The organism is Mucilaginibacter sp. P4_E8 (assembly GCF_056401495.1).
Window position 1 is genome coordinate 26,092 of record NZ_JBFUJG010000024.1, and the last position, 12,341, is coordinate 38,432.

The 12,341-nt window shown below is 43.4% G+C and carries 9 protein-coding genes; 3 read left to right on the forward strand and 6 right to left on the reverse strand.

Annotated elements, in window-relative coordinates; translation table 11 throughout:
* Nucleotides 1–26: 26 nt before the first annotated feature.
* On the forward strand, nt 27–755 hold the full coding sequence (gene rsmI / locus AC1DRQ_RS12295) for a 16S rRNA (cytidine(1402)-2'-O)-methyltransferase (RefSeq protein WP_477424725.1): 729 nt from the start codon (nt 27–29) through the stop codon (nt 753–755).
* Between the two features lie 269 nt (nt 756–1,024).
* A complete protein-coding gene (lnt, locus tag AC1DRQ_RS12300; protein ID WP_477424727.1) occupies nt 1,025–2,647 on the forward strand; it encodes an apolipoprotein N-acyltransferase in 1,623 nt (540 codons plus the stop codon).
* A gap of 425 nt (nt 2,648–3,072) precedes the next feature.
* On the opposite strand, the gene AC1DRQ_RS12305 is transcribed toward lnt, so the two are convergent.
* The 6 genes from AC1DRQ_RS12305 to AC1DRQ_RS12330 form a co-directional block, all read right to left on the reverse strand.
* Complete coding sequence (locus AC1DRQ_RS12305; protein WP_429400608.1) at nt 3,073–3,927, reverse strand: BadF/BadG/BcrA/BcrD ATPase family protein; 855 nt, start codon at nt 3,925–3,927, stop codon at nt 3,073–3,075.
* Nucleotides 3,924–4,304 (reverse strand): response regulator, encoded by a 381-nt coding sequence (locus tag AC1DRQ_RS12310; protein ID WP_429400609.1) that lies wholly within the window; start codon nt 4,302–4,304, stop codon nt 3,924–3,926. Before AC1DRQ_RS12310 ends, AC1DRQ_RS12305 begins: the two co-directional genes overlap by 4 nt.
* Nucleotides 4,305–4,369: 65 nt before the next feature.
* Complete coding sequence (locus AC1DRQ_RS12315) at nt 4,370–5,689, reverse strand: TolC family protein (RefSeq protein WP_477424730.1); 1,320 nt, start codon at nt 5,687–5,689, stop codon at nt 4,370–4,372.
* 5 nt (nt 5,690–5,694) lie between these two features.
* Entirely contained in the window at nt 5,695–8,823 is a 3,129-nt protein-coding gene (locus AC1DRQ_RS12320) for an efflux RND transporter permease subunit (protein WP_477424732.1), read from the reverse strand.
* A gap of 5 nt (nt 8,824–8,828) precedes the next feature.
* Nucleotides 8,829–9,911 carry an efflux RND transporter periplasmic adaptor subunit gene (locus tag AC1DRQ_RS12325; protein ID WP_477424734.1) on the reverse strand — a complete coding sequence of 361 codons (1,083 nt, stop codon included), beginning with the start codon at nt 9,909–9,911 and terminating at the stop codon, nt 8,829–8,831.
* A gap of 39 nt (nt 9,912–9,950) precedes the next feature.
* Nucleotides 9,951–10,385, reverse strand: coding sequence for a MarR family winged helix-turn-helix transcriptional regulator (locus AC1DRQ_RS12330; protein ID WP_477424736.1), 435 nt, complete (start codon nt 10,383–10,385; stop codon nt 9,951–9,953).
* A gap of 168 nt (nt 10,386–10,553) precedes the next feature.
* Here AC1DRQ_RS12330 and AC1DRQ_RS12335 point away from each other — a divergent pair, with 168 nt between their 5' ends.
* Nucleotides 10,554–12,308 (forward strand): M61 family metallopeptidase, encoded by a 1,755-nt coding sequence (locus AC1DRQ_RS12335; RefSeq protein ID WP_477424738.1) that lies wholly within the window; start codon nt 10,554–10,556, stop codon nt 12,306–12,308.
* Nucleotides 12,309–12,341: the final 33 nt, after the last annotated feature.

Consider the following 12,341-nt stretch of genomic DNA (forward strand, 5'->3'; position numbering starts at 1 on the left):
ACTCATAACTCACAACCCGAAACTGAATGCCCGGTAAACTTTACTTAGTTCCCACCCCAATAGGCAACCTGGAGGATATCACCCTCAGAGCCATCCGTGTTTTAAAGGAAGCCGATCTGATACTGGCCGAAGATACACGCACGTCTGCACCCTTGCTGAAACATTTCGACATCCATCAAAAGGTGTTTTCGCACCATCAGCATAATGAGCACCAATCGTCAAACGAGATCGTAAAATTTTTACTGGAAGGAAAAAATATCGCGCTGATATCAGATGCCGGTACGCCAGCCATATCTGATCCCGGTTTTTACCTGGTGCGCGAGGCTTTAAAATTTAATATCGCGGTGGAATGCCTGCCTGGTGCAACGGCCTTTGTGCCGGCACTGGTGAACTCAGGTTTCCCTACCGATAAGTTTTGCTTTGAAGGGTTTTTGCCGTTGAAAAAAGGCCGCCAAACCCGCTACAAGTTTTTGGCCGAAGAGGAGCGTACTATTATACTATATGAATCGCCGCACCGTTTACTGAAAACGCTCGACGAAATGGCTACCTATTTTGGCGCCGACAGGCAACTTTCCGTTTCACGCGAGCTCACCAAAATGTTTGAGGAAACCGTTCGCGGTACCGTGGCCGAAGTAAAGCTGTATTTTGAAACACACCTGGTAAAAGGGGAGTTTGTGATTTGTGTGGCGGGAGCATCACCAAAAACAACAAAGGAGAAATATAAAGAAGAAAGAGAAGAAGAGGATTCTGAATAAAAAGAGAGCCTGTCATACTGAGCCTGTCGAAAGAAGTGGGGAGAGGTCGCCCACCATGCTTCGACAGGCTCAGCATGACAGCTTGGATAAACGAACAAAAAGAAATAAAACATGTCATTGCGAGGAACGAAGCAATCTCACAGGACAGGTAGCAGACTTGCATGATGAGATTGCCACGCTGCGTTCGCAATGACATATAGCATAATAATAAAAGAGGACAAACAAGGCTCTCTCCTTTGATGGGGCTGAGTGGGCTCAATATCTAACAAATGAAAAAAAACCTTCCTTTAGCCATACTTTCCGGTTTATTGCTGTGGATAGCATGGCCGCCTACGCCTTATACCACTTTCCTGCTGTTTATTGGTTTTGTGCCGATGCTGCTGGCTATGGAAAACATTATCCAGTCTGCATCAGCAAAAAAGGGAAAGCAGATATTTAATGTAACCTTTATTGGTTTTTTTATCTGGAACACAGCCTCTATTTACTGGGTGTATAACGCGCTGAAGCAAGTTGGTAATCTGATAGCCATCCCCATTACACTGATCCCTTACGCATTAGGGCCATTGCTGATGGCTACGGCTTGCTGGTTATATTACAGGTTGAGGTTAGTAACTAATCGCGGCTGGGGGCTGGCTGGGTTGGTTTGTTTGTGGATAGGCTATGAATACCTGCACCAAAGCTGGGACCTGAACTTTCCCTGGATGACCCTGGGCAACGGATTTGCGGTAACCCATCAGTGGGTGCAATGGTACGAGTACACCGGCGTTTATGGTGGTACTATTTGGGTATGGGGATTAAATATCCTGGCGTTTTTAATATATGTTGGTCTGCGCGAAGCGCAATTAAAAACGGAAAGATTAAAGTTGATCACGGCGTTTGCCCTGTTATTGCTGCTGCCGCTTGGTTTTTCGTTATTCACTTATTATAATTATACCGAGCAAAAAAATCCATCTAACATCGTGGCGGTTCAGCCCAATATCGATCCTTATGAAAAGGAGGGGAGCATACCCGTAAACCTGCAGCTGGATATCATGATCCACCTGTCGCGGAGTGTGGCGCAGCCCAATACCGAGTTTTTTTTATGGCCCGAAACCGCCATTCCGGATTATATGAACGAGGATGGTATCAACAACAATATTTACTTTAAACAGGCGCAATATTTTTTAGGTAAATACAAAAACAGCACCCTGATTACCGGCGGTGAAACTTATCGCTTATATAGCTCGAGGGCTACCACAACGGCCAGCCCCACACAACAGCCCGGCGTGTTCGCGGATAATTTTAGCTCGGCATTAGCTATAGAAAACAGTGGGAATGTGCAGATCTACCATAAATCGCGACTGGTACCGGGTGCCGAATCCATGCCTTTTGGCAACACTTTATCATTTTTGAAGCCGGTATTTGAACATTTGGGCGGTGCTACAGGTGCGTATGGCAGTCAGCCGGATGCGGAGGTGTTTTATTCGCAAAGCGGGATTGGTGCCGACCCGGTGATCTGTTTCGAATCTATCTGGGGCGAGTATGTGGCCCGCTCGGTACGTAAGGGCGCCCAGTTCATAGCCATTATTACCAACGATGGCTGGTGGGAAAATACCTCGGGCAAAGACCAGCATTTAGATTATGCCAAGCTGCGGGCCATTGAAACCCGTCGTTGGGTAGCAAGGTCGGCTAATACCGGGATCTCTGCTTTTATAAACCAGCGCGGCGATGTGGTACAAAAAACCAAATGGTGGACAAAAACAGCCATTAAGCAGGATATTAACCTTAACTCCGAACTTACCTTTTACGTGGAACATGGCGATTACCTGCCCAAAGCAGGCAGCTTTATCGCGGTTTTATTGATTGGTTTTATTATAGTGAAAGGGCGATTTAGGAAAAGGGTGGTTGCGTGATTTTTGTCTGAACCGGGATTCACCTGATTAAAGGATTAACAGGATTTTTCTTTAATATTCAACTTGTCATACTGAACGTTTGAAGATCTATTATGCGATTTGCATATTCGATAACAGATCTTCGTTCCTACCCATGACGTGCTTGTTTTCATCAACAGTAAACCCCATCGGGGCATCGTGTTTATAGGACAATAATATCAGAGCATTAGCTCCATAGGAGCTTCCTTTAACGTTATTGACTTGATCAGGAAGCTCCTATGGAGCTGATATTTACTTCAATATTACTATTAACACGATGCCCCGATGGGGCGTGGATAAGCCTTTGCCCGTTATGCTTCGACAGGCTCAGCGACAGTCTCTTTAGCAACGTCATTTCTCCTTCAGGGTCCTCGGATTTGATTACACAGGATGACAAATTTATAATGCTACAACCCGTTCCGTTTCAAAATGAACGCCATTAGGTCATTGATGGGTTGTTTGATGATCTTGCCGGTTTTTACGCCCTGTTGTTGGCAAAGTGCGGTAAGCTCGTTGGCAAAGAAGTACGCAATGGAGCCCACAAAATGGCATTTATACCGATGGTACTCCGGGTATGATTTAATATTGCTTTCAATAAATTCCAGCAAGCCTTTTTCCAATAGTGCCTGTCCGTAAGGAGTTGCCTTTATTTCGCTTACAAATTTGGAAAATGAGGCCAGATAGGTATTGGCATTGGGCTTTTGATAAACATTCTTGATCACGATCTCTTTGTTAAGCCCATAAGCTTCATCAAACTTTTGGCTGATATCGACAGGCATATTGCCGTATAAAAAATCGGTGATCATGGCCTTGCCAAACCAGGTGCCAGAGCCTTCATCTCCTAAAACAAAACCCAAACCATGCTGCCCATCGTGTATGCTCTCGCCGTCAAAAAAAGAAATATTTGAACCGGTTCCCATTACACAGCAAATGCCTTTTTCATACCCGCAGGTAGCGTAGGCGCAGCCCAAAAGGTCACTGTCAACACTTATAAAGGCTTTACTGAATAACTGGCTTATGGCATTCGAAACTATCTCATGCCTGTCTGGACTGGAGCAGCCAGCGCCAAAAAAATATATCTCAGTAACCTCATTGGCATGTGCTACCATATCAGGCACTTGCTCCTGTATTATTTTTGCAATTTCCTTTTCGGTTAAAAAGTATGGGTTTAATCCGGCGGTTTTAAATGATATAGACTCCTGCGGTGAGGTACTAAGCAGCCAGTCTGTTTTTGAAGATCCGCTATCGGCAACTAAGATCATGGACAAATTTCTTCAAGTGCTTTAAGGGTTAATGGCTTATGTATAAACTGGGTAATATATTTGTTCCCTAATGATTGCTTCATATCCATAGGATCAAGGGACGAAGAAAGCATAAATATTTTTGTATCGTTTTTATCAATTAAAAGCGCATCATATTCCCGCAAAAACTCAAACCCGTTCATCACGGGCATACGGATATCCAAAAATATAACATCAGGTTTTATACTACCTTCCCTAAGCGACTCAATAGCCTCAGCAGGCGATTGCCTGACAATGATCTGCTCGGCAAAGTGGCTGCTTTCCAAAATCCTGCGCGTAATAAAGTTGTCGATGTAATTATCATCGATCAACAGGCAGGTTTTGTAGGGATTTAACATTATTTCAAAAGTAGCTTTTTAAAACAATTTAAAAAACATACACCATAAATAAATACTTATTCGTCTTAATTAATACTGATACTGTTAGTGATCTGCTTTAAAGTAACCTCGGCAAGCTTTGACTGGTATTGAGCTGCAAAAAACTTTGACTGGGCATCCAGGTAATTACGCTGTGCTTCCCTTATTTCTAAAGGGGTAATATTACCCAGCTTATATTTTTCTAACGATATATCAAGGTTCTTTTTAGCAATAACCACATTTGCCTGGCCCAGCTTTATCAGGTCGAGCCCGGATAAATAGCTTACAAAAAAATTGCTGATCTGCGCTTCAATATTCAGTTTGGTCTGTTTAGCATCAATAGTGGCATTATCGATCTGTATTTTCGCATTTTTTTCGCGCCGGTTCTGGTTAAAACCGTCAAAAATATTAATGGTTGCTGTTAAGCCATAATTTAAGCCGTGTGTGTTTTGTGACAACGTGAAGCCGGCCGGCGTTTTATTATTGCTAAAAGTATAGCCCGATGTTACGGCAACCTGAGGGTAGCGGGTTGAACGTACCTGTTTTAAACTAATTTCGGCCAGGCGTTTATTTATTTGTGCCGATAAAATTGCCGGGTTTTGCAGCTGTGCGCTATTAATAACATCGGCTAATATTAATTTTTCATCAATCACGATAGTATCAGCCACAGAAAAATCTGTTTGCAGATCGCGGATCAATAACTGGTTAAGCTGAATTTTTACCGCTTTAAACAGCTGGTATTGTGTAACGAGGTTGGCAGTATCGGTGTTCAGGTTTACCTGTGCGTTTAAAACATCCAATTTTGAAGCCCTGCCCACCTGGAATTTATCATTGGCATAATGCAGCTGGGTGCGTGAAATATCAATAGCCCCCTTCAACGCTTTTATTTGCTCGGTTTGACTGATCAGATCATAATAAGTAGTAATTACATTGGCAATTGTACTTTGAATAGTATCCTTTAACCGTATAGCTCCTAAAGTATCCTGGGTTTTTAACTGATCATAATTGGCAAACATATTAAAGCCGTCAAAAACGGTCCAGTTAAGATTTACGCCGTAATTTATGTTTGAGTTTTTGGCATTATTGATGTTATTAACGGTGCCATCGTTACGGGTTTGCTTGGTGGTTTGTCTGCTGTTGGTTGATGCAAAATTGCCGTTAACCCGGGGTAGTACACCGGCATTACCCAGGGTTACATTATTTGATGCAATGGCCGAGTTATTTTGCGACAGCTTTATATTATAGTTGTTTTTCAGGGCTATCTCTACCGCGTCTTTCAGGGTAAGCATCGGCGCATCCTGTCCCCATGTGTTTACACTGAAAAGTATACTGCAAATAATAAAGAAAGCTGTTTTTTTAGTGATCATATTGCTTAGAGGTTTTCAATCAGTATTGGTGTTTTTTCTTCCTGTTTCTCGGCATCCTCTGGTTCGTGGTCAGGATCGCGACGGGTTTTTGAAGCAAATATCACATACATCAACGGAATAATATAAAGCGTTAACACCAGCGAAAACAACATACCGCCCATAATTACAATACCCAGTGATACGCGGCTTTTTGCACCGGCACCCAATGCAAACGCAATAGGAACAGAACCAAGCACCACGGCTAAACTGGTCATTAAAATGGGGCGCAAACGGGCAGTAGCGGCCTCAACGGCGGCTTCATATTTTGCTATGCCATGCTCCATGCGCTGGTTGGCAAACTCTACAATGAGGATACCATTCTTGGTTACCAGCCCCACGAGGGTTATGATACCAATCTCGCTGAAAATATTAAGTGTTTGGTTAAACAGCCAAAGCGATAAAAACGCGCCCGAAATAGCCAGCGGTACGGTAAGCATCACTATAAAAGGATCCATAAAACTTTCAAATTGTGCTGCCAGTACCAGGTATATCAGCAATAAGGCAAAACCAAAGGCAAACAAAATATTTGATGAACCTTCGGCATAGTCACGTGATGGACCGCTTAGTGCCGTGCTGAATGTTTCGTCGAGCATACTGGCGGCAATCCGGTCCATTTCTTTAATACCATCGCCTACGGTACGGCCCGGAGCTAAACCCGCCTGTATAGTTGCCGATTTATAACGGTTAAAGTGGTATATGGCCGGCGGTGTAGCACCTTCAGAAACTTTTACCACGTTATCCAGCTGTACCAGGCCACCCTTGGTACTGCGTACATAAACAGATTTTAAATCCAGCGGCTGATCGCGGTTGGCCCTATCAACCTGGGCTATTACCTGGTATTGTTTTCCGTTTATCAGGAAGTAATCCAACCGGCCTGCGCTATAATACAACTGCAGGGTTTGGGCAATATCATCAACAGATACACCCAGGTCACGGGCGCGGTCACGATCTGTTATTACCCTAAGCTCAGGTTTGGTAAACTTAAGGTTCACATCCGTGCCTTGAAAAACAGAACTTCTGGAAACCTCGGCAAAAAACTTGGGCAATACCGCTCTTATTTTTTCAAAGTCCTGGTTTTGAATTACGTATTGAACCGGTAACGAGGTTCGTGAACCGCTACCGCCACCACTTATAGTTTGTTCCTGTACTACAATGGCACGGGCATCAGGCATACGGCTTAATTTTTTATTCATCCAGTCGGCAATTTGTTGCTGGGTTCTGTTACGTTGATCAGGTGGAACCAAACCAATACGGCCAAAACCGGAGTTGGCAGCCCCCCCGCCGCCAAACGAAGGCGATACGATCTCGAGGTTCACGTTTGCCTCGGGTATGGAATCTTCAACTATGCCGGCCACCTTGTCCATGTATTTGGTCATGTACTCATAGGTGGCACCTTCTGAGCCTGTAACGCTATACCTTAACAAGCTGCGGTCATCTAATGGAGCCAGCTCAGATGGGATAACGTTTACCAATACGCCAATGATGATCAGGGAAACAGCCAGTATAACAAACGATACCCATTTTACCTTCATAAACTTAACCAGCGTTTGCGTATACGAATTGGTCATGTTTACAAAGAAGGGTTCGGTACGTTCATAAAACTTTGATTTTTTGTTGCTTTTGCGAATCAGTTTTACGTTAAGCATTGGTGTTAATGACAATGATACAAATGCCGATATCAACACCGCCCCGGCTACCACTACCGCAAACTCCCGGAATAAACGACCCGTAAAGCCCTGTAAAAACACAATGGGTAAAAACACAGCCGCCAACGTAACCGATGTGGATACTACCGCGAAAAAGATCTCGGCCGATCCTTCAAAGGCTGCTTTGCGGATAGCCATACCCGCTTCTACTTTTTTATAGATATTTTCTGTTACCACAATACCATCATCAACCACCAGTCCCGTTGCCAGCACAATACCCAGCAGGGTTAATATGTTGATGGAGAACCCGAAAACATACATGATAAAGAAGGCCCCTATCAATGAAACCGGGATATCAATTAGCGGGCGGAAAGCGATAAGCCAATCGCGGAAGAAGAGGTAGATAATAATTACCACCAGTACAAATGAAATAATAAGCGTTTCCTGTACTTCGGAGATAGACTGGTTAATGAAGCGGGTATTATCCAACGCTACCTTTACGGTAATATCCGGCGGGAGATCTTTTTTGATCTGGTCAAGCCGTTTATAAAAATCTTTGGCAATTTGGACATAGTTGGCGCCTGGCTGCGGCACAATGGCCAGGCCCACCATGGGTATGCCCGATTCCTTAAATATGGTTTCTTCATTGGCCGATCCTAAAACCGCATAACCAATATCGCTCAGGTGTATTACCCGGCTGCTATCAGCCCGAATAATGAGGTTGTTAAAATCTTTTTCGGTTGATAGCTTACCGAGCGCCCTGATGGTTACCTCGGTATTGTTGCCTGAAATTTTACCGGCAGGCAGCTCCACGTTTTCTCTTGCCAGGGCGGCTCCTATATCGGTAGCGGTAAGGCCCAGGGCCGATAGTTTGTTTGGATCGATCCATAAACGCATAGCATACTGACGTTGTCCCTGTACATTGATGGTACTTACCCCGGGTATAGTTTGCAAGCCCTCCTGTAATACATTTTCGGCATAATCATCCAGCTGGTTAATGTTACGGGTGTTACTGCTAACGGTTAAGGTAATAATGTTATCGGCGCTGGCATCGGCTTTGGTTACTACCGGCGGGGCGTTAATATCCTGTGGTAACTGGCGTTGTGCCTGTGATACCTTGTCGCGTACGTCATTGGCAGCGGTTTCCAGGTCGGCATCAAGATCAAACTCAACAGTAATGTTACTGGAACCAACCGAGCTTGTTGACGATATGTTGCGGATACCCGGTACACCGTTGATTGATTTTTCGAGCGGCTCGGTAATCTGCGATTCAATTACATCGGCATTAGCGCCAGAGTAACTGGTTGATACCGAAATGATAGGCGGATCGACCGAAGGAAAATCCCGCACCCCTAAAAATTTATAGCCGATGATGCCAAACACAACAATAGCTACTGACATTACTGTTGCCAGTACCGGCCTTTTTATACTAACTGAGGATAAACTCATGGTGTTTACTTAATTACTTTAACAATTTTTAAAGGAACTTTTGGTCGCATTTGTATAAGGCCTGATACCACCACGCTATCACCCGGTTTTAATCCACCGATGATCTGTATTTTGGTATCTGTACGCATATCGGTTTTTACCGCTTTGGTTGCAGCAACACCGTTATGATAAATATAAACAATGCTGCTTTTTAAATCGGGTATAACCGCTTCAGTTGGTAATAAAATTGTTTTTGGTATTTGATCAAGTGTTAAATTAATCTTGGCAAAGCTGCCCGCGGTAAGCAGGCCTTTTGGGTTTGGTGCTTTTGCACGCACGGTAATTGTACGCGAATTAACATCAATTGATGGCTCAATGGCATAAACTGTGGCGTTAAAATTTTCCCTTGAACTTTCGGTATTGAACCTGATTTTACTACCCGGGCCAATGATGGATAAATATCTTTCAGGAACCGAAAAAGTAACCTTTGCCGGGTCGATATTTACCAGTTGCGCAATAGGTGATTGTGGCGACAGGTAACTACCCGGGCTCACATTCCTTAACCCGATGGTGCCCGAAAACGGTGCCCGGATTTCGGTGCGCGATATCTGGGCTTTTATTACATCGGCTTGTGCCTTTAGTGAGTTTAATGAGGTTAATGAGGTATCGTATTCCTGCTGGCTTATAGCTTCTTTTTGCAGTAATATCTTATTGCGGTATTCATTTTGTTTGGCCAGTGTTTCCTGATATTTCACCTGCTGCAGGGAAGCTTCCAGGTCCTGGTTATATACCTTAACCAGCAATTGCCCTTTTTGCACCTTGCCACCTTCGTTAAAATATATACCTGTAATATTGCCTGCGGTTTGGCTCACCAGGCTTACCTTTTCGTTAGCATCAATTGATCCGGTTACATCAATAATATTATTTACCGCGGTATCCTTTACAATCAGAATGTTCACAGCTACAGGGCCGCTCTTACGCTTGCCGCCTTTGCCGCCGACAGCCATAGCCGCAGCCGACTCTTTGGCGCTTTGGCTAAAGAACTTGTTGTAAATTAAATAAGCAACCAGCAATGCCAGCGCAGTGTAAATGATATACCTTGTTCTCATATTGAATCAATCATTTTTTGTGATATAGTTTATAGCTGATTAGGGTGTTGTGAATGGATTTATGTTGCTTTGCATACGCAACAAAACACTTTCAAATGTTTTCATATCCGCTGCAGATATTCCTTCTGTAATATTGGTATTGATGTTTTTAAAGGTCTCCACAATATGCGGTACAGCTTGTTTGGCTTTGTCAGTAACTTTCAACAATTGTTCACGGCGGTCGTTAGGGTTATTTTCACGGTAAACAAATCCTTTGGCGGTAAGCAGGTTAATAATACTTACCATAGCCGATTTATCTTTACCCAGTATTTCTGCCAGTGCTTTTTGCGATAGCTGCCCGTCATGATAACAAATAAGTGACAATATATAGTGATACCGGTTTACATCCAGGTGCGCTGTATGTTTAGCCAGTACACTTTGGTATAGTTTACCAAGACGTATCAACTTCCTTGAAATAGGTTCTACCAATTGCATTTTATAATGATACAAACATAAGCAGTACCCTGTAAAAATAGTTGCATGTATCAACCATTTTACAAGTGTCAAACCAGGGTCATAACTTTTTTGAAGCTATAATTTTTTTAAATTGCGACCATGAATCCAAATAAACTTATCATTACTTTTTCTTTAATGTTACTTTTTATGAATCTATCTGTCAGTAAAGCGCAAAGTACTGCTACCATATCCTACACTGTTTCTTTCCCTGAGGCTCAGGCGCACTATGCTGATATCGAAATGCATATCTCGGACTTAAAACAAAACATATTAGACCTTAAAATGCCGGTTTGGACACCGGGCTCGTACCTGATAAGAGAATTTGCAAAAAATATTGAATCGTTTAGCGTCGATGCAGGTGGAAAATCGCTGGCATCGCCCAAGATCAACAAAAATACCTGGCGCATTGCATCCAAAGGCATATCGGCCCTAACTATTAAATACCGTGTTTATGCTAATGAAATTTCGGTACGCACCAGCTATATTGATGCATCGCACGGCTTCCTATCATCATCGGGTATCTTTATTTACCCAGCCAATATGCTGCACCAGCCATCAACCATTCATATAAAACCTTATAAGGATTGGTCCAGGGTTTCAACCAGCCTGGAAATGGTTAGCGGCGATCCTTTCACACGCGTTTCTCCCAATTATGATATCCTGTTCGATTCGCCTATTGAGGTGGGTAACCAGGATGTTTTTGGCTTTGATGCATCGGGTGTAAAATATGAGATATGTATGTATGGTGGCGGTAATTATGATAAGGAACGCCTTAAAACAGATGTGCACAAAATAGTGGAGCAGGAAGCGGCAATTTATGGTGAAAACCCGAACAAGCATTATGTTTTCATTGTACATAACCACTTAAGGGGCGGCGGTGGCCTGGAGCACCTGGGCTCAACTGTTTTAGGCGCCTCGCGCGATGCTTATGGAACCGAAAAAGGATACCAAAGCTTTTTGGGCCTGGTGGCACATGAACACTTCCATTTATGGAATGTAAAGCGTTTACGCCCCATAGTTTTAGGACCGTTTAATTATGATACCGAAAACTACACTACCAATCTTTGGATAGCCGAAGGTTTTACGGAATATTACCAGGGGATAGTGGTGCGCCGTACCAACCTGTTTCCACCCGAAAACTACCTGGATGTACTGGTTAGCGAATTTAACATACTGGAAAACCTGCCGGGCAAAAACGTGCAAACCGTAGCCGAATCGAGCTTTGATGCGTGGATAAAGGCATACCGGCCAAACGAAAACTCTAACAATGCTACCATATCATACTACAACAAGGGCGCGATTATAGCAATGATGCTCGACCTGAAGATCATTAACAACACCAAAGGCGCTCATTCTTTGGATGATGTAATGAAATACATGTACACAGAGTATTATAAAACCAAAAAACGCGGCTACACCGATGCTGAATTTAAAAAAGCGTTTGAAAAGTTTGCAGGCAAAAAGCTGGATGATTTTTATAAAAATTACATCAATGGCCTTACCCCGGTTGACTATAATAAATACCTGGGCTATGCCGGATACAAAATAACCGATGAACTTGCCGATAACAATGACCCGGCCCTGGGTTTAACAACCGTAACCAATGGCAATAAAAAAGTTATTGTTACTACCGTTATGCGCGGTACTGCCGCTTATATTGATGGCATTAATGTTGGCGATGAACTTACAGCGATTGATGATAACCCCATTACGGATGCCGCCACCATGTTGAACGGCAAAAAGCCGGGCGATAAAGTTAACGTAACCCTTATACGCGATGGGTTAACAATTACTTTGCCGGTTACCTTATTGAAAAACGCACGGGTAAAGTATAAAATTGTACCTGTTGATAACACCACCACACAGCAATTGCTGGTGCGGAAGAAGTGGCTGAGTTTGTAATCAGAATAAAAATAAAAAAGGGGCCGTTTATAA